The organism is Streptomyces sp. NPDC031274 (genome assembly GCF_055570235.1).
In genome coordinates this window covers 324,784-350,523 of record NZ_JBVIHP010000003.1, presented here as the reverse complement: position 1 = coordinate 350,523, position 25,740 = coordinate 324,784, and the positions used below count along the sequence as shown (strand labels likewise).

Sequence of the window (25,740 nt, the reverse complement as noted above, 5' to 3'; positions counted from 1 at the left end):
ACCTCCGGACCGACATCGTTCCGAACGGACCCGGCGACCACCCCAAATCGGATACGTGCGCGATCTCTTGACCGGCCATCGCGGCGCTCTTATGGTCACCACGCCACCATGACGTAGGACGTGGGATCTCTCAAGGGAGACATAGTGAGCGACCATGTGAGCGACCAGGCGAGCGGCCGCAAGGCCCGCATCGGCTCCCCCGACCCCGCCCCCAGTCCCGGCCTCGGCCCCGCACCCGCACCCGGCCGCCGGTCCTTCCTCAAGTACACCGGTGCGCTGGGCGCGGCCGCCGCCATCACCACCACGCTCTCCGCCTGCTCGTCGGGGCCCGAGTCCACGAACGACGCCGGAGGGGGCGGCGGCAAGGGCGGCGACTCCACCCTCACCGCCGTCATCGGCTATGGGAACGACGGCAGTTGGGACCCGACGCAGACCGCGTCCGCCTTCGCGATGGCAGGCAACGAGCACATCTACGAGGGTCTCCTCAACACCGACCCCATCACCCGCGAGCCGTATGCCGCCCTCGCCACGGAGATCCCCGCCGACGACAAGGCGACCACCTGGAAGTTCACGTTGCGGCCCGGCGCCAAGTGGCACGACGGGAAGCCCGTCACCGCCGACGACGTGGTGTTCGTCTTCGACCGCATCCTGGACCCGAAGACGCAGACCCTGGCCAAGGGCTTCTTCGAGAGCTGGCTGAAGGAGGTCAAGAAGGTCGACGCGACCTCGGTCGAACTCGTCCTGAAGTTCCCGTTCCCGGACGGCCTCGCCCGCCTCTCCCTCGCCAAGATCATGCCGAAGCACGTCTTCTCCGAGCCCGGGGCCTGGGACGACGCGACCAAGGGCAAGGCGGTGGGCTCGGGACCGTACAAGCAGGCCTCGCACCACCCGAAGTCCAACACCACCTTCGAGGCGTTCGAGGACTACAACGGCCCGCGCGAGGCCGCCTTCAAGAAGATGAACTGGCTGACCATCGTGGACGCGGCCCCCCGCGTCGCGAAGATCTCCGGCGGCAGCGCGGACTCGGAGATCTCGGACAACATCCCGTACGCCAACATCGAACAGCTCAAGAAGGACGGGCTCAGCGTCGAGGGCGGGGCGGGGATGAACAACCTGTTCCTGATGTTCAACACCGCGCACAAGCCCTTCGACGACGTACGCGTGCGGCAGGCACTGCACTACGCCATCGACACCGAGAAGATGATCGAGGTCGCCCTCAAGGGGCACGGCAAGGCGTCGACGTCGTTCCTCAACGAGTCCAACCCCGCCTACCGCCCCGCGAAGTCCGTCTACGCGTACGACCCGAAGAAGGCGAAGAAGCTCCTGAAGGAGGCCGGGGTCACGGATCTTTCGGTCAACCTCATGGCGGTGAACGTGAGTTGGATCGTCGACTGTCTGCCGACCATCAAGGCCTCATGGGACGCGATCGGCGTCAAGACGACCCTCGACCCGCAGGAGACCACCGCCGTCTTCACCAAGATGGACCAGAAGAAGGACTACCAGATCGTCGCGGCCGCATCGAACCCCAACCAGTTCGGCATCGACCCCGACCTGATCATGCACTACAACTACGGCCCCGAGAACCTGTGGATGGGCTACGCGCGCTGGGCGTCCGACTCCGTCGCCAAGAAGCTCTTCAAGGACATGGACCAGGCGACGCGCGAGCCGGACGCGGCCAGGAAGAAAGCCATGGTCCAGGACTACATCGACACCGTCGCCGAGCAGGCGGTGATCTACCCGGTCGTCCACAACGAGCTGATGACCGCCTGGGACCCGAAGAAGCTCACCGGCATCAAGGCCCAGCCCTACCCCGGCATCAACCTCCTCCAGGCCAAGTGGGCCGACTAGCACCACCAGCTGTATCGGAAAGGCCGTGAAGGCCGTGAAGGCCGTCAAGACCGTGAACACCGTAAGGCCGTTGGGAGTCATCCGCACGTGACCGCCATCGTCAGAATCCTGGCCCGCCGCCTCGTCCTCCTCGTCCCGCTCCTTCTCGGCATCGTCCTGTTCGTCTTCCTCGTGATGCGGTTCTCGGACATCGATCCGGCGTCGGCGTTCTTCCAGGGCGCCAATCCGACCCCGGAGCAACTGCACCAGTTCCGCGAGGAGAACGGCCTGCTCGATCCGCTGCCGGTGCGCTACCTCGCCTTCGTCGGCGATCTGCTCCAGGGCGACATGGGCATCAGCGTGCTCACCCGCTCACCGGTGGTGGAGCAGGTCACCACCGCGCTGCCGCTCACCCTCCAGCTGACCTTCCTGGGTCTGGGCGTCGCGGTGGTCATCTCGCTGCTGCTCGGCGTGACCGCCGCGATCTACCGCGACCGGCTCCCCGACCAGCTCATCCGCGTCATCTCGCTGACCGGTGTGGCGGCGCCCGGCTTCTGGCTGGCACTGCTCATGATCCAGTATCTGGCGGTGGAGGCGGGCTGGTTCCCGACCGGCGGATACATCAACCCCGCCGACTCCTTCACCGGCTGGCTGAAGTCGATGACGCTCCCGGCCCTCGCGCTCTCCCTGCCCGTGGCCGCCGGGCTCACCCGCATCATCCGTACGGCGGTGGTCGAGGAGCTCGACAAGGACTACGTACGGACGGCGATCGGCAGCGGCCTGCCCCCGGTCGTGGTCGTCGGGCGCAACGTCCTGCGCAACGCCCTCATCAACCCGCTGACCGTGCTCGGCCTGCGCGTCGGCTATCTGCTCGGCGGCGCGGTCGTCATCGAGACGATCTTCTCGCTGCCCGGCATGGGGAAGCTGATGATCGACGCCGTGAAGAACGGCGACCCGGCCGTCGTACAGGGGGTCGTCATCACGACGGCCGTCGGGTTCGTGGTCGTGAACCTGGTCCTCGACATCCTCTATCTGCTGGTCAATCCGCGCCTGAGGGAGGCCGCCCGATGATCACGTCGCGCAAGGCTCTGACCGAGCGGCTCTCGCGGCCCGGCATCCGGCTCCGGTCACTGAGCCGCCTCCCCGTCCTCTCGCGCGTCGCGGTGGGCGTCGTGGGCGTCGTCGTCCTCGTGGCGCTCTTCGCGCCGCTGATCGCCCCGCACGACCCGCTCGACCAGCAGCCGCAGGTGGACGGCACGGGACACCCGTCGGGCGACCACTGGATGGGCCAGGACAGCCTCGGCAGGGACATCCTGAGCCGGCTGATGTACGGGGCACGCTGGTCCCTGGCGATCGGGCTCGGGGCGACGCTGCTCGCCCTGATCGTCGGCGCGGTGCTCGGCGCGATCGCGGCGACCTCGCGCAAGGCCGTCGACGAGACCCTGATGCGGTGCCTGGACATCGTCATGGCGTTCCCCGGGATCGCCCTCGCGGCCGTCCTCGTGGCGGTCTTCGGCGGCGGCATCACCGTGCTGATCTGCGCCATCGCCTTCCTGTTCACCCCGCCGATCGCACGGGTCGTACGCGCGAACGTGATGGATCAGTACGGCGAGGACTATGTCGTCGCCGAACGCATCGTCGGCGCCCGCACCCCGCACATCCTCATCAAGCACGTGGCCATCAACTGCGCCGCGCCGATCCTCGTCTTCTGTACGGTGCAGGTCGCCGAGGCCATCGTCTTCGAAGCCTCGCTGTCCTTCATCGGCGCGGGCGTACGCCCCCCGGACCCGTCCTGGGGCAGCGTCATCGCCGACGGCAAGAACATGGTGCTGCTCGGCGGCTGGTGGGCGACGGTCTTCCCCGGCCTCCTGATGCTGGTCACGGTCCTGGCCCTGAACATCCTCTCCGAGGGCGTCTCGGACGCGTGTGCGGCGCCCGCGACCCGGGACGTGCCGGGTGCGGCCCGCAAGGAGGACCGTCTCGAAGCCCCGGAACCGGGCAGCGGCAAAGTACTTGAGCTGCCGGGCCTGACAGCGGCGGCCCAGCGCCTGCGCTCACGCGCACGCCCTCTCCCCCAAGGCGCGCCGATCCTGACCGTCTCCGATCTCGCGATCGGCTTCGACGCCCGGCACGGCGGGGTGGACATCGTGGACGGCATCAGCTTCCACGTGCGGCCGGGTGAAGTACTCGGCCTGGTGGGCGAGTCGGGCTGCGGCAAGTCGCTCACGGCGCTGACCGTGATGGGCCTGGAGCCGAAGGGCGCACGTGTCAGCGGTGAAGTGACCTTCGACGGGCAGCAGTTGATCGGGACGCCGATGCGGACGCGCAGGCGGCTGCTCGGCCACGACATGGCGATGATCTACCAGGACGCGCTTTCGTCACTCAACCCGGCGATGACGGTCCGCGCCCAGCTCAAACAGGTCGTACGTAGAGGTGGGCGCCGCACATCGGTCGAACTTCTCGAACTGGTCGGCCTGGACCCGGACCGCACCCTGCGCAGCTACCCGCACGAGCTCTCCGGCGGCCAGCGCCAGCGCGTCCTGATCGCGATGGCGCTCTCCCGCGACCCGAAGCTGATCGTCGCGGACGAGCCGACGACGGCCCTGGACGTCACCGTCCAGGCCCAAGTCATCCAGCTCCTCCTGCGCCTGCGCGAGGAGCTGGGCTTCGCCCTGATCCTCGTCTCGCACGACCTGGCCCTCGTCGCGGACGTCACCGACCGGGTGGTGGTGATGTACGGGGGCCAGATCGTCGAGACGGGCGTGACGGCGGATCTGGTCGAGGCCCCGTCGCACCACTACACGCGCGGCCTGCTCGGCTCGGTGCTCTCCCTCGAATCGGCGGCGGAACGCCTGACCCAGATCAAGGGTGTCGTCCCTTCCCCCGCCGACTTCCCCGCGGGCTGCCGGTTCGCGGACCGCTGCCCGCTGGCGAGCGAGGTCTGCCGGACGACCGCGCCCGAACTCGTCCCGCTCGCCGCCGGGGAGCGGCATTCCATCGCCTGCCACCACCCGGCGAAGCAGCCGCCGAGAGTACCGGAGCCCAGGGGAAACGAGGCCCTCAAATGACCCAAGTGAGCGCCGAAAAGCCCGAAGACCTGATCACTCTCGCGGACGCGCACGTCGTTCACCGGGCACGCTCGGGCGGGCTGTTCTCGCGGGATCAGGTGTACGCCCTCACCGGCGCCGACCTGACCATCGCGCCCGGCGAGACCGTGGGAGTCGTGGGCGAGTCGGGGTGCGGCAAGTCGACGCTCGCGAAGGTACTGGTGGGGGTGCAGCGGCCGACGGCCGGCACGGTGTCCTTCCGGGGGCGGGACCTGTGGACGATGCGGCCCGCCGAGCGGCGTGCCGCGATCGGCAGGAACACCGGCATGATCTTCCAGGATCCCTCGACCGCGCTGAACCGCAGGCTGACGGTACGGCAGATACTCCGTGACCCCTTGGACGTACACAGGCTGGGGACGCCCGCCCGACGCGACGACCGCGTCCGCGAGTTGATGTCGCTCGTGGGCCTGCCCAAGGTCCTGGCCGACGGGCTGCCCGGACAGCTCTCGGGCGGGCAGCGGCAGCGCGTGGCGATCGCGCGTGCGCTCGCGCTCGAACCGGAGCTCGTGGTGGCGGACGAGCCGACGAGCGCGCTCGACGTCTCCGTGCGCGCCCAGATCCTCAACCTCCTGCTGGATCTCAAGGAGCGGCTCGGCCTCGCCCTGGTCTTCGTGTCGCACGACATCCAGACGGTGCGGCGCATGAGCGACCGGGTCATCACGATGTACCTGGGCAGGATCGTGGAGGAGTCGCCCGCCCAGGAGATCCTGGACAGGGCGCGCCATCCGTATACGCGCGCGCTGTTCTCCGCGACGCCCGGCCTCCTCGACCCCATCGACCCGATCCCGCTCGTCGGCCCGGTGCCGTCGGCCACGCGACCGCCGAGCGGGTGCCCGTTCCGTACGAGGTGCTGGAAGGCGGACGAGGTCTGCGCCTCCGCCATGCCGGACTTCGCATCGACGGAGGGGTCCGGGCACCGCTACCGCTGCCACCACCCCGTGCGGGACGGCCAGTCCACGCACGAGCTAGTGATCCAGTCCGCCGCCACGGACGCGAGCCCCAGGGAGATCCCATGACCATGCCCACCCCGCTGACCGGTGTCGTCCCGCCCGTCTGTACGCCCCTGACACCGGAGCGCGAGGTGGATACGGCGTCGCTCGTCAGGCTGGTCGACCACCTTGTGGAGGGCGGAGTGGACGGCCTGTTCGTGCTCGGCTCGTCGTCGGAGGCGGCGTACCTGACGGACGGGCAGCGGAGGGTCGTGATCGAGACGGTGGCGGGGCATGTAGGGGGTCAACTGCCCGTCCTCGCCGGGGCGATCGACATGACGACGCCACGGGTCCTCGACCACGTGCACGCGGTGACGGGGGCGGGGGCCGACGGGGTGGTGGTGACGGCCCCCTTCTACACGCGCACGCATCCGGTGGAGGTGGCCCGTCACTTCCGTCTGGTGGCGGCGGGGTCTTCGGTACCGGTCTTCGCGTACGACCTTCCGATGGCCGTCCACTCGAAACTGGACACGGAGCTGGCCCTGGAGCTTGCCTCGGAGGGGGTCCTTGCCGGGGTGAAGGACTCCAGCGGGGACGAGGGGAACTTCCGGGAGCTGGTGCTCGGAGCGCGGGGGCGGACGGACGTCTCGGGCTTCAGCGTGCTCACGGGGTCGGAGACGACGGTGGACTCGGCGTTGGCCATGGGGGCGGACGGGGTGGTGCCGGGTCTCGGGAACGTGGATCCGGAGGGGTACGCGCGGCTGTACCGCTACTGCCGGGAGGAGGACTGGGTGCGGGCCCGGGCCGAGCAGGAGCGGTTGTGCGGGCTCTTCGGGATGGTGCGGGTCGGGGACGGCGGGCGGATGGGGGGCAGTTCGTCGGCGTTGGGGGCGTTCAAGGCGGCGCTGCATCTGCGGGGAGTCATCGCCTGTCCGGCTACTGCTGAGCCGCAGGTGCCGTTGTCCTCAGGGGAGGTTGAGCGGGTGGGGAAGTTCTTGGCGGGGGCGGGGTTGTTGTAGGCGGTTGCTTTTCTCTACCCCGCCCCCTGAGCCGACCGGGCTATGTCCAGCCCGTCCGGCGTTTGAGGACGAACTCGGCGAAGCCGGTGATGACGGTACGGACGAGGCAAGGCACAGGGCTCCCGCGCCGAGCGGGTTTTCGGGAAGGGGCGGGGTCGGGGAATGCCCCGCGGGGTCCGCCCCTTCGCCGCCCCGTCGTCCCCGCCCCGGACCCGCCAACGGTCAGAAGTGCGTCGTCCGCGCCGCCACCATCAGCCGCGTCACCTCGTCCGCCCCGATGGTCAGCGCGCCGCCCGCCGTGGTGAGCACCTCGCGCTCGGCCGGGGTGTACGGGCCGTCGGCGAGCGCGATCCGCGCGCCCTGGAGCAGCAGCGCCTCACGCCCGGCCGGGGCGAGGTGCGGGGCCAGCGGGCCGAGCGCCTCGTGGAGCTCTATGGCCAGACCGGGCCCGCAGTCCGGCGCGGTCGCCCGGCCGGTGTCCGCGGCGAGCGCCTCGACGAGCGCGACGAGCTGCTCCTCGCAGGCGTCGTCGAACCCGGCGCCGCGCAGCGCGCCGACGGCCGCGTCCAGCGTCGTGCGCGACGAGGTGCCGCCCGCGGCGAGGACCGCGAGGACGACGGTGTGCACGGCGTCGCGCACCATGGCCGAGAGCCGGGTGGTCGTGGGGTGGTCGAGCACGTCCGTGCCGAAGTGGTCGCCGCAGGCGGCGCACTCGACGATGGGGCCCGCGGCGCCGCGCGGCAGGACCGGGACGCCGAGCAGGACGAAGCGTCGACGGCCGGTGCGCCGCTGGTAATTGCGGTCACCGCCGCAGGCCGGACAGAAGAACTCGCCGTCCCCGACGGTGGTCCAGGCCGTATGCACGCCGATCACGCGCCTGCGCAGGACCCGCCCGCGTGAAACGGGCGTGGCGACCATGCGGGATTCCCGGCCGTTTCGTTCCCGATCTGGCAGCACCACGCACCTCCGTAACGCCCCGGCGACGTTGCCGTGTTGGGCGTGATGTTAGCCACATTGTTGATGTGGCGTCAGCACCCTGCACGAGAGATGGCCTGTAGACGACCTGGACACGGTCCCACGCAAAAGCGCCGAACGGGCCCATTCGAACCCGTCCGGCGCTTGCCTGCCGCGTGGTGGAGCCGCGAGGCGCTGGTCAGCGAGCCGCGCGGTTCACCGCGGAAACCGCGGCCTTCAGCGAGGCGCGTGTCGTATTCGCATCGATGCCGATGCCCCACAGAACCTTGTCGCCGATCGCGCACTCGATGTACGACGCGGCCTGCGCGGAGGCTCCTTCACTCATCGTGTGCTCCTGGTAGTCCAGGAGACGTACGTCGATGCCGATGCCCTGCAGCGCGTCGAAGAAGGCCGAGATCGGGCCGTTTCCGGTGCCGCTCAGGACCGTGTCGGCGCCGTCGACCGTCGCCTCGACGGTGAGCGTGTCGGTGCCGTCCTTGTCCGTGGTGGTCTGGCCGTTCTTGACCTGGATGCGGCCCCACGGGTTCTCGGGGTTGGGCAGGTACTCGTCCTGGAAGATGCTCCAGATCGCGTCCGGCGTGACCTCGCCGCCCTCGGTGTCGGTCTTCAGCTGGATGGCCTTCGAGAACTCGACCTGCATGCGGCGCGGCAGGTCCAGCTTGTGGTCGTTCTGCAGGACGTAGGCGATGCCGCCCTTGCCGGACTGCGAGTTGACGCGGATCACGGCCTCGTACGAGCGTCCGACGTCCTTCGGGTCGATGGGCAGGTACGGGACGGCCCACTCGATCTCGTCGATCGTCTTGCCCTGCTGCTCGGCGCGGACACCCATCGCCTCGAAGCCCTTCTTGATGGCGTCCTGGTGGGAGCCGGAGAAGGCGGTGTAGACGAGGTCGCCCGCGTACGGGTGGCGCGGGTGGACCTCCATCTGGTTGCAGTACTCGGCGGTGCGGCGCAGCTCGTCGATGTCGGAGAAGTCGATCTGCGGGTCCACGCCCTGCGAGAACAGGTTCATGCCCAGCGTGACCAGGTCGACGTTGCCGGTGCGCTCGCCCTGTCCGAACAGGCAGCCCTCGATGCGGTCGGCGCCGGCCATGATGGCCAGCTCGGCGGCGGCGACGGCGGTGCCTCGGTCGTTGTGCGGGTGGACGGACAGGCAGACGTGCTCGCGCCGGGTCAGGTTGCGGGACATCCACTCGAAGCGGTCCGCGTGGGTGGAGGGCGTCGAACGCTCCACGGTGGCGGGCAGGTTGAGGATGATCTCGCGGCCCTCCGCGGGCTGCCACACGTCGCAGACGGCCTCGCAGACCTCCAGGGCGAAGTCCAGCTCGGTGTCCGTGAAGATCTCGGGGCTGTACTGGTAGCCGAAGATCGTCTCGGGGCCCAGCAGCTTCTCGGCGTACTCCATGACGAGGCGGGTGCCGTCGACGGCGATCTGCTTGACCGCGTCCTTCGAGCCGCGGAAGACGACCTCGCGCCAGACGGGCGCGGTCGCGTTGTACAGGTGGACGGTGGCGCGCTTGGCGCCGATCAGCGACTCGACCGTGCGCGCGATCAGCTCTTCGCGGGCCTGCGTCAGTACGGAGATCGTCACGTCGTCCGGGATCGCGCCGTCCTCGATGATCGACCGTACGAAATCGAAGTCCGTCTGGCCCGACGAGGGGAAGCCGACCTCGATCTCCTTGTAGCCCATGCGGACCAGGAGGTCGAACATCTCGCGCTTGCGCGCCGGGGACATCGGGTCGATCAGCGCCTGGTTGCCGTCACGCAGGTCCGTGGAGAGCCAGCGGGGTGCGACGGTGATCCGGTTGTCGGGCCACGTGCGGTCGGGGATGTCGACCTGGTCGTACCGGCCGTACTTGTGGATCGGCATGGACGTGGCACGCTGCAGATTGGGCTTGATCGCCATGATGCGGGGGCTCCTCGGGAGTGTCCTTAAGGACGGCCGACGGTCGCTTCGCGAGCAACACCGAACTCCGCGGGGAGGGGGTCGGCCTCGACTACAGGCCCTCGCCGCGGCAGCTAAGGAGAAGCAGCCCGTAACGCATGATGCTCCGCAGCCTAACCGAGCCGCGCCGGGTGCGCGGATCCATATCAGTATGCGGGACCGACGCTACCGGTAAGAGGTGATCAATACCTCTATTTCACTAATCATGGTGGCAGGTAGTGACAGCGGCATGACCCAGTGCCACATTTGCGGCCATGACCGCCAATCCAGGCTTCGAGCCTGTCTTCTGCACGATCATTCCGCCGCACGTGCTCGACACTCTGGCCCAGAGTGACGACGCCGCACTCGCAGGGCCTGCCCGCCGCACCCTGGAGCGGGACTCCATCGAGCGCACCCACCGCCGTCTGACCACGGTCATCGGCGCCCCGGCCGTCTCACTGCCCAAGGAAGCGGCAGAGGGAAAGGCGCACCGCACGCTCTACGACGCCAAGCACAAGACCGACCTGCCGGGCCGCAAGGTCCGCGGTGAGGGCGAGCGGCCCGGCAAGGACGCGACCGTCAACCGCGCGTACGCGGGCCTCGGCGCGACCTTCGAGCTGTACCTGAAGACGTACCAGCGCAACTCCATCGACGGCAGCGGCCTGCCGCTGAACGCGACCGTGCACTACTCCGAGGACTACAACAACGCCTTCTGGAACGGCGAGCAGATGGTGTTCGGCGACGGTGACGGCGAGATCTTCCTCGACTTCACCATCCCGGTCGACGTCATCGGCCACGAGCTGACCCACGGCGTCACGCAGTACACGGCCAACCTCACGTACTTCGGCCAGCCCGGCGCCCTGAACGAGTCGATGTCGGACGTCTTCGGCTCGCTGATCAAGCAGTACACACTCGGCCAGACCGCCGCCGACGCCGACTGGCTGATCGGCGCGGGACTGCTCGCCCCCCGCGTCACGGGCAAGGCGCTGCGCTCCATGAAGGCCCCTGGGACGGCCTACGACGACGACGTGCTCGGCAAGGACCCGCAGCCCGCCGACATGGACCACTACGTCCGCACGGGCCGCGACAACGGAGGCGTGCACATCAACTCCGGCATCCCCAACCACGCCTTCTACCTGCTCGCCGAGGCGCTCGGCGGCAACGCGTGGGAGCGGGCGGGGCAGATCTGGTACGCCGTCCTGACCGGCGGGCAGCTGGCGCAGGACGCGTCCTTCGCGGACTTCGCGAAGCTGACGGTGGCCGCGGCGCGCGACAAGTACGGCGAGGGCGAGGAGCACGGAGCGGTCCTGAAGGCGTGGTCCCAGGTCGGGGTGCCCACCAACTGACCCGCCGACCGACCTCCCCATGGAGCAGCCGGAGTAGATGGAGTAGACAGGATCCATGCGTATCCAGGTGAAGCGCACGGGAGGTTTCGCGGGCATCGAGCGGCATTCCGAGGTCGACACCTCGGGCCTGCCCGATGCCCACGAGTGGCAGGTCCTGGCCGAGGAGGCCGTGACCGACGGGCGGAGCACGCCGCCGATAGGAGTGCCGGACGGCTTCAGCTACCAGCTCACCGTCGACGGGCACACGGTGTACTGCGCGGATCCGCGCCTGACCGATCCACAGCGGAAGCTGATCACGCGCGTACTGAAGGAAGGGGCCTGAGAGATTCCGGCAGAAATTCAGGCAGGGGTTCCGGCAGAGGTTCCGAGAGGCTCCAAGACATGAGAACTGTTCACCTTTTCTGAGGTACGCCCATTGACTTCCGTACGCGGCCGTACGGAAGATCGCGCCCATGGCAGCGAGCGATGCGCGCGATCCACTACCTCAGTTCCCCCGCGACTTCCTGTGGGGGGTGTCCACATCGGCTCACCAGATCGAGGGCGCCGTCGACGAGCGCGGCCCCTCGGTCTGGGACGCGTTCACCGCGGTGCCGGGCAGGGTGAAGGACGGCACGACGGCCGCCGTCGCCTGCGACCACTACCACCGCTACCGCGAAGATGTCTCGCTCATAAGGGAGTTGGGGGCGGGCGCGTACCGCTTCTCGGTGTCGTGGCCGCGCGTGCTGCCGAGCGGTTGTGGGGAGGTGAGCGCCGCGGGCCTCGACTTCTACGACCGTCTGGTCGACGAGCTGTGCGCGGCGGGGGTGAGCCCCGTCCCCACGCTCTTCCACTGGGACACCCCGCTCGCGCTCGCCGACGAGGGCGGCTGGCTGCGGCGGGACACGGCCGAGCGCTTCGCCGAGTACGCGGCCGTGGTGGCGGACCGCATCGGCGACCGCGCCAAGAAGTGGATCACCCTCAACGAACCCGCCGAGCACACCCTCCTCGGTCACGCGCTCGGCCAGCACGCGCCGGGCCAACAGCTCATGTTCGACGCGCTGCCGGTGGCCCACCACCAGCTCCTGGCCCACGGACTGGCCGTACGGGCCCTGCGCGCGGCCGGTGTCACGGACATCGGCATCGCCAACTCGCACGGCCCCACCTGGCCGGCGTCCCCCTCGGCCGAGGACACGCGGGCGGCGGACTTCTACGACGTACTCCTCAACCGCCTGTTCGCGGACCCGCTGATCCTGGGCCGGTACCCGGACGGCATCGAGGAGCTGCTGCGGTCAGGCGGCATCGACGACGTCGGCGACATCGAGGCGGACCTCAAGGTCATCGCGGAGCCGATCGACTGGTACGGCATCAACTTCTACCAGCCGACGAAGGTGGGCGCGCCGCTCCCGCCGACGTCGACAGGGGCACCGACGTCCACGGAGTTCTCCGGGCTCACCCTCCCGCCCGAACTCCCCTTCTCGCCCAGGGAGATCGAGGGCCGCCCGGTGACGGACTTCGGCTGGCCGGTGGTCCCCGAGTCGCTCACCGAGCTCCTCACCGGCTTCCGCGACCGGTACGGCGACCGCCTGCCGCCGCTGGTGATCACCGAGAACGGCTGCTCGTACGAGGGGCTCGACGACCAGCGTCGGATCGAGTACCTCGACGGCCATCTCCGTTCACTGCACCGGGCGTTGGCGCAGGGCGTCGACGTACGCGGCTACTTCGTCTGGTCCCTGATGGACAACTTCGAGTGGGCGGAGGGCTACCGCCAGCGCTTCGGCCTCGTCCACGTCGACCGCACCACCCTCGAACGCACCCCGAAGGCGTCGTACGCGTGGCTGCGCGAGACGCTGCGGGCCCAGCGGACCCAGCGGACCCAGCGGGCCCGGCGGGCATGACCGCGGCGCCGCCGGTCGACGACGCGCTGAAGGAGCCGACCGAGCGGGTCGGGCGGAGCTGGACGTCCGCGCTCTCGCTCGCCAACGGCGCGATCTGGGTGGGCTGGTACGGCCCGCTGCAGATCCTCCTTGCCCTACAGGCGGAGGACCTCGCCCCGGACGGTACGTCGAAGGAGACGGTCCTCGCGTGGGTGGCCGGTGTCGGGGCCGTGGTGTCCCTCGCGTCGAACCCGCTCTTCGGCGCGCTCTCGGACCGTACGGTCTCGCGCTTCGGGCGGCGCACGCCGTGGATCGTGGCGGGCACGGCGGGCGGTGCGGCGGCGCTCCTGCTGCTCTCGGCCGCGGGGTCGGTGTGGTGGATGGCGGCGGGCTGGTGCCTGGTCCAGCTCACGCTGAACGCCGCGTTCGCCGCGGTCACGGCGGCCGTGCCGGACCGGGTGCCGCGGCTCCAGCGGGGCGCGGTGGGCGGCTGGCTCGGGGCGGCGCAGATCCTGGGCGTGGTGGTGGGGACGGGCCTGGCGACGGTGGCCGGGGGTGTGGGGGCGGGGTACGCGGCCTGCGCGGTGTTCACGGTGGCGGGGGTCCTGCCGTACGTCCTGCGCCATCGGGACCCGCGCCTCGCGCCACGGGACAGGCCGCCGTTCGCCTGGCGCTCGTTCGCCGCCGCGTTCTGGCTGAGCCCGCGCCGCCATCCGGACCTGGGATGGGCCTGGCTGACCCGCTTCCTGATCAACCTCAGCAACGCCCTGGTGCTGCTCTATCTCCTCTACTACCTGCGCGACCGCCTGGACCACCCGGACCCCGACGAGGGCGTACTGATCCTCACGGCGGTGAACGGCCTGACGCTGCTCGCGACGGTGGTCGTGGGCGGCGTCTGGTCGGACCGCGTGGGCCGCCGCAAACCGTTCGTGCTCTGGTCGGGCGTCCTGATGGCCCTCGCGACCGCCATGCTGTCCGGCTGGCAGACATGGCCGGGCGCGATCGTCGCGGCGGCGGTGCTCGGGTTGGGCTTCGGCGTCTTCACGTCGGTGGACTTCGCGCTGATGACGGACGTACTCCCCACGGCCATGGACCGCGGCAAGGACATGGGCGTCATCAACATCGCCAACTCGCTCCCCCAGGTGGCCGCCCCCGCCCTCGCGGCCCCGATCGTGACGCACCTGGGCGGCTACCGGGTCCTGTACCTGGTGGCGGCGGGAGTGGGTCTCGCGGGGGCGCTGCTCGTGACACGGATCAGGGGCGTGGAGTAGCCCTCAGGCGTGCGGCGGCCCTCAGGCGTGCGGCGGCTCTCAGAAGCCGAGCTTGCGCAGCTGCTTGGGGTCGCGCTGCCAGTCCTTGGCGACCTTGACGTGCAGGTCCAGGAAGACCGGCGTACCGAGCAGGGCCTCGATCTGCTGGCGGGACTTGATCCCGACCTCCTTGAGCCGCTTGCCCTTCGGGCCGATGATGATGCCCTTCTGGCTGGGCCGCTCGATGTAGACGTTCGCGTGGATGTCGAGCATCGGCTTGTCCGCGGGGCGGTCCTGGCGCGGCAGCATCTCCTCCACCACGACGGCGATGGAGTGCGGCAGCTCGTCCCGTACGCCCTCGAGCGCGGCCTCGCGGATCAGCTCGGCGACCATGACCTGCTCGGGCTCGTCCGTGAGGTCGCCCTCGGGGTAGAGCGGCGGGCTCTCGGGCAGCATCGGGACGATCAGGTCCGCGAGCAGCTGCACCTGCTTGTCGCCGACCGCCGACACCGGCACGATCTGCGCCCACTCGAAGCCGAGCTCCTTGCCGAGCTGGTCGATGGCGATGAGCTGCTCGGCGAGCGTCTTGCTGTCGACGAGGTCGGTCTTCGTCACGACCGCGATCTTCGGCGTCTTCTTGATGGTGGCCAGTTCCTTGGCGATGAACCGGTCGCCGGGACCGAGCTTCTCGTTCGCGGGCAGGCAGAACCCGATGACGTCGACCTCGGCCCAGGTGGTCCGCACGACGTCGTTGAGCCGCTCACCGAGCAGCGTGCGCGGCTTGTGGAGCCCGGGGGTGTCCACCAGGATCAGCTGCGCGTCCTGTCGGTGCACGATGCCGCGCACCGTGTGCCGCGTGGTCTGCGGCTGGTTGGCGGTGATCGCCACCTTCTGGCCGACCAGAGCATTCGTAAGGGTGGACTTGCCCGCGTTGGGGCGGCCCACGAAGCAGGCGAAGCCGGCGCGGTGGATGGCCTCGGACGGCTCGGATGACTCGGTACGAACGCTCATGGCGCCCATTCTCCCTGATCGACGGAGGGCCGCAGCACGCCGAGGCACCGATCGGGCACCAATGAGGCGCCGACGCGGCATCAGTGAGCTCCACGAAACTCTCACGCAACACGAAACACGGCGGAAACGCCGGGGTGTCCTTTCCGAAATGCTGGGCGGTGACGCTTCCCCTCTGCCCCCACCCGGAGGAGAGATTCCCCGTGCAGCCCGCCCAGTCCGTGATCTCGTCGTACTCGTCGTACTCGTCGTACTCGTCGTACTCGTCGCACCCGCTCACGACAACCCTGGCCGCCGCCGATGGGCCCGACACCGGAGACACGGCCTGGCTGCTCGCGGCCACCGCCCTGGTCCTCCTGATGACGCCCGGCCTCGCGCTCTTCTACGGCGGCATGGTCCGCACGAAGAACGTCCTCAACATGCTCCTCATGAGTTTCGTGTCGATCGCCCTTGTCACCGTGGTGTGGCTGCTCGCGGGCTACTCGCTCGCGTTCGGCGACGACACGTTCGCGGGCCTGATCGGCGGCGTCGACCACTTCGGCATGGCGGGCATCGGCCCGAGCACGCTCACCGGGACGGTCCCCACCCTCCTCTTCACCACCTTCCAGCTGACCTTCGCGATCCTCACCACGGCGCTGATCAGCGGCGCGATCGCGGACCGCACGAAGTTCGCGGCCTGGCTCGTCTTCGTGCCGATCTGGGCGCTGCTCGTATACGTTCCCGTGGCGCACTGGGTCTGGGGCCCGGACGGCTGGATCTCCTCGTCCCTGGGCGCCCTGGACTTCGCGGGCGGCCTGGTCGTCGAGATCGCGTCCGGCGCGTCCGGCCTCGCGCTCGTCCTGGTCATCGGCCCGCGTATCGGCTTCAAGAAGGACGCGATGCGCCCGCACAACCTGCCGATGGTCCTGATGGGCGCGGGTCTGCTCTGGTTCGGCTGGCTCGGCTTCAACGGCGGCTCGGCCCTCGGCGCGAACGGCCTCGCGGCGGCCTCCGTCATGAACACCCTGCTCGCCGGGTGCACGGGCCTGCTCGGCTGGCTCTTCGTGGAGCAGAAGCGCGACGGCCACCCCACGACGTTCGGCGCGGCATCGGGCGCGGTGGCGGGCCTGGTGGCGATCACCCCCGCGTGCGGGGTCGTCGGGGTGCTCGGCGCCGCGGTGGTCGGCCTCGCGGCGGGCGTGGTCTGCTCGTACGCCGTGGGATGGAAGTTCCGCTTCGACTACGACGACTCGCTGGACGTCGTGGGCGTCCACCTGGTCGGCGGCGTGATCGGCACACTCCTGATCGGCCTGTTCGCGACGGCCACGATGACGGACGGCGCGGAGGGCCTCTTCTACGGGGGCGGGCTCGCGCAGCTGGGCAAGCAGACGGTGGCGGTGCTCGTCGTGGCGGCGTACACGTTCACCGTGACGTTCGCCATCGGCAAGGCGATCGACAAACTGATGGGCTTCCGTGCGCACGCCGATGACGAGATGACGGGCCTCGACCAGACGCACCACGCGGAGACGGCCTACGATCACGGCGTCCTGGTCGGCGGCCCCCTGAAGGGCAGCACCACCTCGCACCACCCGAAGGGGAGCACCCACGCATGAAGCTCGTGACCGCGGTCATCAAGCCGTTCCGCCTCGACGAGGTGAAGACGGCACTGCAGGAACTGGGCGTACTGGGCCTCACCGTCACCGAGGCGAGCGGGTACGGGCGCCAGCGGGGGCACACGGAGGTGTACCGGGGGGCGGAGTACCAGGTGGACCTGGTGCCGAAGGTGCGCATCGAGGTCGTGGTCGAGGACCCCGACCTCGACCCGGTGATCGACGCGATCGTCCGCGCGGCGGCCACGGGGAAGATCGGCGACGGGAAGGTGTGGGCGGTCCCGGTGGAGACGGTGGTGCGGGTGCGGACGGGGGAACGGGGTCCGGACGCGGTGTAGATGTCCTCAATCGCCGGACGGGCTGACCTTTCAGCCCGGCCGGCGATTGAGGCCATCTTGTACGGGGTCTGGGGCGGAGCCCCAGGTAGGTCCGGGGCGCAGGCACGGTTTTCGGGAAGGGGCGGGGTCGGGGAGAATTCAGTTCGCCTGAGCCCGCACCCGAACCTCCCCATCAGGCCCCGCCAGGAAGACCGGCGTCCCGGCCCCGCCGAGGTCCCGCACAGCGGCAAGATCCTCCGCGGAGAGCGACTCCTCGGCGGAGACGACCGCCGCCGCTTCCAGGGACTCGGCGCCGGAGGCGACCGCCATGGCGACAGCGGTCCGCAGGGCGGAAAGCTTCAGGGAGTCGAGCGAAACCGTCCCGGCGACATACGTCCGCCCCGTCTCGTCCCGCACAGCGGCCCCCTCGGCCACCCCGTTCCGCGCCCGCGCCGAACGAGCCAGCGTAACGATCTTCCGGTCCTCAGCGTCAAGCGCAGCACTCTCGGTCATGAGCCGAGCATACGGAGCGAAGAGAGCTACATGGCCACCGGGTACATGGACCCCCGCCGCCCCTCCGGCGACGCGAGCCACTCCAGTTTCGCCGCCGTATCCGCCTCCGGCAGCGGCGTGTGCAGCACGATCGTCAGGTCGGGCCGCGCCGGCACCCGCAACGCCGTCGACTCGACGTGCAACGCCCCCACCAGCGGATGGATGAGCTCCTTGTGGACCTGCCCCGCGGGCCGCACGTCCCGCCGCTCCCACAGCTCGGTGAACTCCTCGCCCGCCACGTCCCGCAGCTCGGCGAGCACCGCCTGGAACCCCTCGTCGTCCGGCGCCTCCGAGCACGACGCACGGAACTGCGCGACGACCGACTCCGCATTGGTCCGCCAACTCGCGCTCCGGGCGCGGTAGATGGGGTCGGTGAAGAAGTCCACGAGACAGTTCTGGGTGATCTCGGGACGCATCCCGAAGACCATCCCGGCGGCGTCGTTGTAGAGGACGCAGTTGTAGTAGCGGTCCATGATGTGCGCCGGGTACGGCATCCACGTGTCGATCAGGCGCCGCAGCCCCTCGCACATGTCCCGGTCCGCCTGCTCGACCTCGGGAGCCGGCGGGTTGAGACCGGCGAGCACATACAGATGCCGCCGCTCGGCGCTCGACAGCTTCAGGACGCGCCCCACGGAGTCCAGGACCTGCGGCGACACCGAGATGTCGCGGCCCTGCTCCAACCACTGGTACCAGGACGCGCCGACCCCGGCGAGCACGGCGACCTCCTCGCGACGGAGACCCGGCGTACGCCGCCGCGCCCCGCCGTCCGGGAGCCCCGCCTGGGCCGGGCTGATCCGGGCGCGGCGGCTCATCAGGAACTCGCGCAGTTCACCGAGCCTCCGTGCCTTGGACGCGTCCTGCGGCACCCTCGCCACGGCCTCACTCGTCCCCGCCATATGCGCAGTCCCCCTGCCTGGTGTTCCGACCACCAGCATAAGTTCTGGCTCCCCACGGCTATTCCTGCCGCCCGAACCTCATCTCATGGCGATCGACACCACCACTCCCCCGTCCACCACGGCCGCGGCCCCCAAGACGCGCCCACAGCCGGAGCAGGCCCCCAAGCTCTCCTCCCGCGACAAGCTCGTCCTCTTCGTGCTCTGCGCCGCCCAGTTCATGGTCGCGCTCGACTTCTCCGTACTGAACGTGGCGCTGCCCGTGCTCGGCGCCGACCTGGGCATGAGCCAGTCCGCGCTGCAGTGGGCGGTGACCGCGTTCGCCCTTCCCTCCGGTGGCTTCCTGCTGCTCTTCGGCCGCACCGGCGACCTGTTCGGGCGGCGCAAGCTGTTCATCGGCGGCCTGGCGCTGTTCGGCCTCGCCTCGCTCCTTGCGACCTTCGCCTGGGACCCGGCGTCGTTCCTCGCCGGGCGCGCGCTGCAGGGCGTCGGCGCGGCGGCCATCGTGCCGACCGGCATGTCCCTGCTCACCACCACCTTCCCCGAAGGCCCGCAGCGGGACCGGGCGCTCGGGATATCCGGCACGCTGCTCTCGCTCGGCTTCACGGTCGGCATGGTGCTCGGCGGCGTACTGACCGACACGCTCGGCTGGCGCTCCACGATGGGCCTGCTGACCCTCTTCGTGCTGATCGTCCTGCCGCTCGCGCCGGGCCTCCTTCCCGAGTCCCGCACGCCGGACCGCCCCCGCCTCGACATCCCCGGCGCGGTCACGGTCACCGGGGGACTGCTCGCCCTGATCTACGCGCTCTCCACGGCCGCCGAACGCGGCTTCGGCGGCACGGACGTCATCGTCACGCTGATCACCGGCGTCCTGCTGCTCGCGGCCTTCGCACGTATCGAGTCGCGCGCCGTGTCCCCGCTCGTCTCGCTGCCGATGCTGCGGCGGCGGACGGTCGCGTGGGGCAACCTGGGCGGTCTCGTCACCTTCTCGATGATGTCGGCGGTCGTCTTCGTCCTCACCCTCTACCTTCAGGAAGTCCTGAAGCTCTCCGCCTTCCGGACGGGTCTCGTCTTCGGCGTGCAGGGCGTGCTCTCGATCGTCTCCGGGATCTACGCGCCCAAGGTCATCAGCCGCTTCGGAGCGCGCCGCACCCTCGTCGTCTCGCTCCTGGGCCAGGGCCTGCTCATCGCGACGCTGCTCGGCATCGGCGACGGCACGGGGTCGGTCTGGCTCGCCACGGCGGGCGTATCGGTGGCGAGCATGTTCCACCTGGGCGCGATCATCTCGTACGGCGTCACCGTCACGTCGGGTGTCCCGGACGAGGAGCAGGGCCTGGCCACGGGCCTGGTGACATCGACCCAGCAGGTGGGCATCACGATCGGCATCCCGCTCCTGGGCGTGCTCGCGACCACGAGCACGGACCTCCTGGCGGGAACGCGGACCGTGCTCCTGATCGACGCGGCGGTGCTGCTCGTGGCGGCGGCCCTGGTCGCGCTGGGCCTGCGCACCCGCCGTAACGCCTAGGGCCTGACGTCTAGGGGCGGTCGAGCCGCAGGCGTCGCGCCTTCGGAAGCCCGGCCACCACCAGGTCGTACGAGTCCTCGACGAGCTCCCGGACCTGCTGGTCCGGGAGTTTCGCGTCGACCGTCACGGTGTTCCAGTGCCGCTTGTTCATGTGCCACCCCGGCGCGATCTCCGGGTGCGCGGCCCGCAGCTGGACCGCGATCTCGGGATCGCACTTCAGGTTCACGGTCAACGGCGTCGCGTCCAGCGAACTCAACGCGAACATCTTCCCCGCGACCTTGAACACCGAGGCGTCAGGACCGAACGGAAACTCCTCGACCACGTCGTTGAAGGACAAGCAGAACGCGCGCAGCTCCTGCGGTTTCACGCCGACGCCTCCTTCTCCGCGCCCGCGGGCGCGACCGGCTCCACGAGCACCGTCACGATCTTGTTCCGGCGCCCGGCGGCGGACTCCGCGGTGAGCCGCAGCTGTCGGCCGTCCGGCAGCGGCACAAGGGCCGACGCGTCGGCGATCGGCACCCTGCCGAGCGCCTTGGCGAGCAGGCCGCCCACGGTCTCCACGTCCTCGTCGTCGAACTCGTCGAGCCCGAAGAGCTCGCCGAGGTCACCGATGTCCAGGCGCGCGGTGACGCGGTAGCAGCCGTCGTCGAGCTCCTCGACGGGCGGCAGTTCACGGTCGTACTCGTCGGTGATCTCGCCGACGATCTCTTCGAGGATGTCCTCGATGGTGACGATGCCGGCCGTGCCGCCGTACTCGTCGATGACGACGGCGACGTGATTGCGCTGCTGCTGCATCTCGCGCAGCAGGTCACCCGCGTTCTTCGTGTCGGGCACGAAGGTCGCCGGGCGCATCGCCGTCGACACCAGGTCCGACTCGCTCTCGCGGTTGATGTGCGTCTTGCGGGCCAGGTCCTTGAGATAGACCATGCCCACGATGTCGTCCTCGCTCTCCCCGGTCACGGGGATGCGGGAGAAGCCGGAGCGCAGGGCGAGGGTGAGCGCCTGGCGGATGGTCTTGAAGCGCTCGATGGCGACCAAGTCCGTCCGGGGCACCATGACTTCGCGTACGAGGGTGTCGCCGAGCTCGAAGACGGAGTGCACCATGCGGCGCTCGTCGTCCTCGATGAGGGACTCCTTCTCGGCGAGGTCGACCATCGCGCGCAGCTCGGCCTCGGAGGCGAACGGGCCGCGCCTGAAGCCCTTGCCGGGCGTGAGCGCGTTGCCGATGAGGATCAGGAGCGGCGGGATCGGGCCCATCACGCGGGCCAGCGGCAGCAGGACGTACGCGGCGGCCGTGGCCGTGTTGAGCGGGTGCTGGCGCCCGATGGTGCGCGGCGAGACGCCCACGGCCACGTACGACACGAGGACCATCACCGCGATGGCGACGGTGAGCGCCTGCCAGGTCTCGTCGAACTCCTTCAGGCAGGCGTACGTCACCAGGGACGCCGCCGCCATCTCGCACGCGACGCGCACGAGCAGCGCCACGTTCAGATAGCGGGTGGGGTCGGCGGCGACCTGCGCGAGTTTCGCGCTGCCGCGCCGCCCGGAGCGGACCGACTCCTCCGCCCGGAAGCTGGAGGTACGGGCGATGCCCGCCTCGGCACAGGCCGCGAGCCAGGCGACGACGACAAGGGCGACGGCGCCCGCGATCAGCTGGAAGCTCATGGGGTTACGAGACGGTGGGCGCCGGAGACGGCCCGGTCAGGCCGTTCTCACCGCGCCAGCCGTCGACGATGGCCGCCTGGAGGCCGAACATCTCGGCCTTCTCGTCCGGCTCCTCATGGTCGTACCCGAGCAGGTGAAGGACCCCGTGGACGGTGAGCAGCTGGAGCTCCTCGTCCATGGAGTGCTCGGTGGGCGCTTCCTTGCCCTGCCTGAGGGCGACCTCGGGGCAGAGCACGATGTCGCCGAGGAGGCCCTGCGGGGCCTCCTCCTCGTCCTTGGCGGGCGGGCGCAGCTCGTCCATCGGGAACGACATGACATCTGTCGGCCCCGGCAGGTCCATCCACTGGATGTGGAGCTGCTCCATGGCGTCGGTGTCCACGACGATCACCGAGAGCTCGGAGAGCGGGTGGATGCGCATCCGCGCGAGGGCGTAGCGGGCGATGTCGAGGATCGCCTGCTCGTCGACCTCGGTCCCGGATTCGTTGTTGACGTCGATCGACATGGTGCGGCTTCCGCTACTTCCCGTTTTTCTTGTTCTGCTGACTGTCGTCGTACTTCTCGTACGCGTCGACGATACGGCCGACCAGCTTGTGCCGTACGACATCGCTGGACGTGAGCCGCGAGAAGTGCACGTCGTCGATGCCCTCCAGGATGTCCTGGACCTGCCGCAGACCCGACTTGGTGCCGTTCGGCAGGTCGACCTGGGTGACATCGCCCGTGATCACGATCTTCGACTCGAAGCCGAGGCGGGTGAGGAACATCTTCATCTGCTCGACGCTGGTGTTCTGCGCCTCGTCCAGGATGATGAAGGCGTCATTGAGGGTGTTGTGCGTGAGCAGGTAGTCCTGCGTGACGTAGAGGGAGTCCTCCGCCGCCACCTGGATGCAGACCGTGTCCTCGCGGCCCGCCGGCTCGATGCTGTCGATGAAGCGCATCGGGCGTCCGCCGCCTCCGGCCGCCAGGTACTTGTCACGCTTGCGGGCGAGGCGGAAGGGCTCGATGCCTTCGGGGAGACGGATGTCGACGACGTGGGCGTCGTACTTGTGTGCCGCAAGCGCCGTGCCCTGCCGACGGCCCTCTGCCTGACGACGCCGCGTGTAGGCGACACCACCGAGGGACTGGACCAGCGCGATCACATCGTCCCGCAGGACGATCGACGCCGTCGAGTACTGAATACGGCAGGTGCGGTCGTCCTGGGTGACGGGGCCGCCATCGGAGTCGAGCAGGCCCTGGAGCACGGCAAGGCGGACCTCCGCCGTGTTGAACAGGTAGTCGTCCGGAACGAACTTGGAGTGCGAACGGCTGCCCACCAGGTCAAGCTCGCGCAGGGCGCCGGTGACCGGGTTCTCCAGGGTGACCACGTCACCGGGCGACTTCACCCGGTTCAGCACATAGTCGGGTCCACCCTTGTGCCGCACGCTGACGCCGGGGAGCGCCGCCTCAAGTGCCTGGGCGAGTTCGACGTCTTCGGTGGAGAACGACGGCGTGGTGGAACCGGTGAGGCAGCCGTCGCCGAGGAGCAGCCCCAGCGCGTACGGGTCCATGCGGACCTCGCGCTCCGGGAACTCGACGGGTGCGGTGAGCGTAGGCAGCTCATACCGGCGGGCGTGCGCTGCCCGCAGGTTGCCGATCATGTCCTGGGTCTCCAGGACCCGCCAGGGCTTGTCACGCCGCTTGTCCGAGGCGGTGCGGACCGTCCACAGGTGCTCACCGCAGCAAAGGGTCCAGGAGCCGTCCTGCGCGGTGACCCGGTAGATGTCCCTCTCGCCCTGCGGGTACACGCCGAGGACCGGGGTGGGCTCGCCGTTCGACCCGATGACCAGATCGCCCACCTGAAGGTCACCGATGGGGCGCCAGCCGTCCGGGGTCAGGACGTTCGTGAAGAGCGGCTGACTCCGGCCCCGCATGTAGGCCAGCGGGGCGACCTCGATGGTTCCCGCTGCCATCAACCGCGGAATGGAGTCCGGGTCGAGCATGTCGTGCAGCGCGTCGTACAGCGGCCGCAGATACGGGTCGATCTTCTCGTAGAGCGTGCCCGGCAGGAAGCCGAGCCGCTCGCCGGCCTCGACGGCGGGGCGGGTCAGGATGATGCGGTTGACCTGCTTGGCCTGGAGCGCCTGCACGGCCTTGGCCATGGCGAGGTACGTCTTGCCGGTACCGGCGGGGCCGATGCCGAACACGATGGTGTTCTTGTCGATGGCGTCGACGTAGCGCTTCTGGTTGAGCGTCTTGGGGCGGATCGTGCGGCCGCGGGACGAGAGGATGTTCTGCGTGAGGACCTCGGCCGGGGTCTCCGGACCGTCGCCCTCTCCCGCCTCGTCCGCCCTGAGCATGGCGATCGAGCGTTCCACTGCGTCCTCCGTCATCGGCTGACCGGTGCGGAGCACCAGCATCATCTCGTCGAACAGACGCTGGATGAGGGCGACTTCATGGGCGTCACCGACAGCGCTGATCTCATTGCCCCGGACATGGATGTCGGCCGCCGGGAAGGCCTTCTCGATCACGCGCAACAGGGCGTCTCCGGAGCCGAGCACCGTCACCATCGGGTGGGTCGCCGGGACGGTGAAGTGTGCTCGCGACTGGCCCTGGGCAGGGGTACGAGCTGTGGGTGTCTGAGTCATGGGCCGGCACTATGGCCTGCTCAACCCTCCTCTGCGCCTCATCCGGCGCCGCTCTCGCGGGACCTGCTAGCCCGCCGTGGTGGTTACTCGATCAGTGGTCGCGGTGCCTTGGGGTACCGCAACGCCTGGTAGCCCTCCGCACTGCCAAGGGTACGACGCCCCACTGTCACCGCCGAAGGGCTTTTCCACTCCGGTGACGCACAGCTGTACGACCTGTTACGCCGACCTGAACCCGATCGTGGGCACGGCCCGGCGCAGCGGCCACGGACGCGTGGCCTCCGGAAGCAGGCCCTCCAGGAACCCGTACCGCCGCAGCGCCACCGGGTCCTGGTCGTCGACCTCGCGCACGGTCCGCCACCACGCGGCGACCTCCGCCCAGCCCGGCGCCGACAGGGAACCGCCGAACTCCTGCACCGAGAGCGCCGCCGTGAGCCCCGCGAAGGCGAGCCGGTCCGCGAGGGGCCAGTCGGCGAGGGTGCCGGTCACGAAGCCCGCCACGAAGACGTCACCGGCCCCCGTGGGATCGAGCGCCTCCACCTCGATGGCCGGAACCTCGGCGGTCTCGCCGGTCCTGCCGTCCACCGCGTACGCCCCTTCCGCACCCAGCGTCACCACCGCGAGCGGTACGTGCTCGGTCAGCGCCCGTGCGGCGGCGCGGGGGCACTGGGTCCGCGTGTACCGCATGGCCTCCTCCGCGTTCGGCAGGAACGCCTCGCAGTGCTCCAGGTCCGCGAGCCCCGCCAGATCCCAGCGCCCGGTGTCGTCCCATCCGACGTCGGCGAAGATCCGCGTGCCGGTGCGCGCGGCCCGGGCGATCCACGGCGCGCGTGTGCCGGGCGTCAGGGAGGCGACGGCGGCACGCGCGCGTGGCGGGCACTCCGGGGCGCCGCCGTCCGGGGAATCGACGTCGGGCGGCGGCTCGTGGCCGTGGCTGACCATGGTCCGCTCGCCCTCGTACGCCATGGAGACGGTCACCGGGGAGTGCCAGCCGGGCACGGTGCGCGACGTCTGGAGGTCGATGCCCTCGCCCTGTTCGAGTGCGTCCCAGCAGTACTCGCCGTAGTGGTCGTCCCCGAAGGCCGCCGCGAGCGAGGTGCGCAGGCCGAGCCGCGCGAGCGCGGTCGCCATGTTGGCCACGCCGCCGGGGCTCGACCCCATCCCGCGCGCCCAGGACTCGGTGCCGCGTACGGGCGCCGAGTCGAGGCCGGTGAAGATGATGTCGAGGAAGACCGTCCCGGTGAGGAAGACGTCACAGGGCGGATCGCCTGCTCTGCGGCTTGCCTTGAGCGGGTCGATGCTGGGTTTGAGAGGTACGACCATGCAGGCAACGTAACGGAAGA

At 69.8% G+C, this 25,740-nt stretch carries 22 protein-coding genes; 12 read left to right on the top strand and 10 right to left on the bottom strand.

Going from position 1 to position 25,740, the window contains the following annotated elements; genetic code table 11:
- The first annotated feature begins 189 nt into the window (after positions 1–189).
- The 5 genes from ACZ5CR_RS07060 to ACZ5CR_RS07040 all read left to right on the top strand — a co-directional run bounded on the left by ACZ5CR_RS07060 (position 190) and on the right by ACZ5CR_RS07040 (position 6,882).
- Positions 190–1,848, top strand: coding sequence for an ABC transporter substrate-binding protein (locus ACZ5CR_RS07060; protein WP_468854810.1), 1,659 nt, complete (start codon positions 190–192; stop codon positions 1,846–1,848).
- Positions 1,849–1,935: 87 nt separating this feature from the next.
- Entirely contained in the window at positions 1,936–2,898 is a 963-nt protein-coding gene (locus ACZ5CR_RS07055) for an ABC transporter permease (protein ID WP_468854379.1), read from the top strand.
- On the top strand, positions 2,895–4,895 hold the full coding sequence (locus ACZ5CR_RS07050; protein WP_468854376.1) for a dipeptide/oligopeptide/nickel ABC transporter permease/ATP-binding protein: 2,001 nt from the start codon (positions 2,895–2,897) through the stop codon (positions 4,893–4,895). The genes ACZ5CR_RS07055 and ACZ5CR_RS07050 overlap by 4 nt, the downstream gene beginning before the upstream one ends.
- Positions 4,896–4,900: 5 nt before the next feature.
- A complete protein-coding gene (locus tag ACZ5CR_RS07045) occupies positions 4,901–5,950 on the top strand; it encodes an oligopeptide/dipeptide ABC transporter ATP-binding protein (protein WP_468854374.1) in 1,050 nt (349 codons plus the stop codon).
- Positions 5,947–6,882 (top strand): dihydrodipicolinate synthase family protein, encoded by a 936-nt coding sequence (locus tag ACZ5CR_RS07040; protein ID WP_468854371.1) that lies wholly within the window; start codon positions 5,947–5,949, stop codon positions 6,880–6,882. Before ACZ5CR_RS07045 ends, ACZ5CR_RS07040 begins: the two co-directional genes overlap by 4 nt.
- 222 nt (positions 6,883–7,104) lie before the next feature.
- Here the strand turns inward: ACZ5CR_RS07040 and ACZ5CR_RS07035 are convergent, their stop codons facing one another.
- Entirely contained in the window at positions 7,105–7,839 is a 735-nt protein-coding gene (locus tag ACZ5CR_RS07035) for a TerB family tellurite resistance protein (RefSeq protein ID WP_468854807.1), read from the bottom strand.
- 196 nt (positions 7,840–8,035) lie between these two features.
- Positions 8,036–9,763, bottom strand: coding sequence for a 2-isopropylmalate synthase (gene leuA / locus ACZ5CR_RS07030; protein ID WP_468854369.1), 1,728 nt, complete (start codon positions 9,761–9,763; stop codon positions 8,036–8,038).
- Positions 9,764–10,056: 293 nt separating this feature from the next.
- Here leuA and ACZ5CR_RS07025 point away from each other — a divergent pair, with 293 nt between their 5' ends.
- From ACZ5CR_RS07025 to ACZ5CR_RS07010, 4 genes are all read left to right on the top strand, one after another.
- The gene (locus tag ACZ5CR_RS07025; protein WP_468854366.1) at positions 10,057–11,127 is read left to right on the top strand and encodes a M4 family metallopeptidase; all 1,071 of its coding nucleotides are present in this window, start codon (positions 10,057–10,059) and stop codon (positions 11,125–11,127) included.
- Positions 11,128–11,182: 55 nt separating this feature from the next.
- Positions 11,183–11,449 (top strand): protealysin inhibitor emfourin, encoded by a 267-nt coding sequence (locus ACZ5CR_RS07020; RefSeq protein WP_468854363.1) that lies wholly within the window; start codon positions 11,183–11,185, stop codon positions 11,447–11,449.
- 130 nt (positions 11,450–11,579) lie between these two features.
- The gene (locus tag ACZ5CR_RS07015; RefSeq protein ID WP_468854362.1) at positions 11,580–13,001 is read left to right on the top strand and encodes a GH1 family beta-glucosidase; all 1,422 of its coding nucleotides are present in this window, start codon (positions 11,580–11,582) and stop codon (positions 12,999–13,001) included.
- Positions 12,998–14,251 carry an MFS transporter gene (locus tag ACZ5CR_RS07010; RefSeq protein ID WP_468854359.1) on the top strand — a complete coding sequence of 418 codons (1,254 nt, stop codon included), beginning with the start codon at positions 12,998–13,000 and terminating at the stop codon, positions 14,249–14,251. The genes ACZ5CR_RS07015 and ACZ5CR_RS07010 overlap by 4 nt, the downstream gene beginning before the upstream one ends.
- 39 nt (positions 14,252–14,290) lie before the next feature.
- Here the strand turns inward: ACZ5CR_RS07010 and era are convergent, their stop codons facing one another.
- A complete protein-coding gene (gene era / locus ACZ5CR_RS07005; RefSeq protein ID WP_389907297.1) occupies positions 14,291–15,250 on the bottom strand; it encodes a GTPase Era in 960 nt (319 codons plus the stop codon).
- 275 nt (positions 15,251–15,525) lie between these two features.
- Between era and ACZ5CR_RS07000 the strand changes: the two genes are divergently transcribed.
- Both ACZ5CR_RS07000 and ACZ5CR_RS06995 read left to right on the top strand, forming a co-directional pair.
- Positions 15,526–16,830 (top strand): ammonium transporter, encoded by a 1,305-nt coding sequence (locus tag ACZ5CR_RS07000; protein WP_468854805.1) that lies wholly within the window; start codon positions 15,526–15,528, stop codon positions 16,828–16,830.
- Positions 16,827–17,165: a P-II family nitrogen regulator gene (locus tag ACZ5CR_RS06995; RefSeq protein WP_389907295.1), complete on the top strand. Its 339-nt coding sequence runs from the start codon at positions 16,827–16,829 to the stop codon at positions 17,163–17,165. Before ACZ5CR_RS07000 ends, ACZ5CR_RS06995 begins: the two co-directional genes overlap by 4 nt.
- Positions 17,166–17,303: 138 nt before the next feature.
- Here ACZ5CR_RS06995 and ACZ5CR_RS06990 read toward each other — a convergent pair whose 3' ends face one another.
- Positions 17,304–17,657: a cytidine deaminase gene (locus tag ACZ5CR_RS06990; RefSeq protein WP_468854356.1), complete on the bottom strand. Its 354-nt coding sequence runs from the start codon at positions 17,655–17,657 to the stop codon at positions 17,304–17,306.
- Positions 17,658–17,683: 26 nt separating this feature from the next.
- Positions 17,684–18,592: a helix-turn-helix transcriptional regulator gene (locus ACZ5CR_RS06985; RefSeq protein ID WP_468854354.1), complete on the bottom strand. Its 909-nt coding sequence runs from the start codon at positions 18,590–18,592 to the stop codon at positions 17,684–17,686.
- Between the two features lie 85 nt (positions 18,593–18,677).
- Between ACZ5CR_RS06985 and ACZ5CR_RS06980 the strand changes: the two genes are divergently transcribed.
- Positions 18,678–20,114 (top strand): MFS transporter, encoded by a 1,437-nt coding sequence (locus tag ACZ5CR_RS06980; protein WP_468854351.1) that lies wholly within the window; start codon positions 18,678–18,680, stop codon positions 20,112–20,114.
- A gap of 10 nt (positions 20,115–20,124) precedes the next feature.
- On the opposite strand, the gene ACZ5CR_RS06975 is transcribed toward ACZ5CR_RS06980, so the two are convergent.
- The 5 genes from ACZ5CR_RS06975 to ACZ5CR_RS06955 form a co-directional block, all read right to left on the bottom strand.
- On the bottom strand, positions 20,125–20,481 hold the full coding sequence (locus ACZ5CR_RS06975; RefSeq protein WP_468854349.1) for an MmcQ/YjbR family DNA-binding protein: 357 nt from the start codon (positions 20,479–20,481) through the stop codon (positions 20,125–20,127).
- Entirely contained in the window at positions 20,478–21,779 is a 1,302-nt protein-coding gene (locus ACZ5CR_RS06970) for a hemolysin family protein (RefSeq protein WP_468854347.1), read from the bottom strand. Before ACZ5CR_RS06970 ends, ACZ5CR_RS06975 begins: the two co-directional genes overlap by 4 nt.
- A 4-nt stretch (positions 21,780–21,783) precedes the next feature.
- Positions 21,784–22,281 (bottom strand): rRNA maturation RNase YbeY, encoded by a 498-nt coding sequence (gene ybeY / locus ACZ5CR_RS06965; protein ID WP_453525924.1) that lies wholly within the window; start codon positions 22,279–22,281, stop codon positions 21,784–21,786.
- Positions 22,282–22,294: 13 nt separating this feature from the next.
- Positions 22,295–24,400, bottom strand: coding sequence for a PhoH family protein (locus tag ACZ5CR_RS06960; protein ID WP_468854346.1), 2,106 nt, complete (start codon positions 24,398–24,400; stop codon positions 22,295–22,297).
- A 216-nt stretch (positions 24,401–24,616) separates the two neighbouring features.
- Complete coding sequence (locus ACZ5CR_RS06955; protein WP_468854343.1) at positions 24,617–25,720, bottom strand: carbohydrate kinase family protein; 1,104 nt, start codon at positions 25,718–25,720, stop codon at positions 24,617–24,619.
- Between the last annotated feature and the right edge of the window lie 20 nt (positions 25,721–25,740).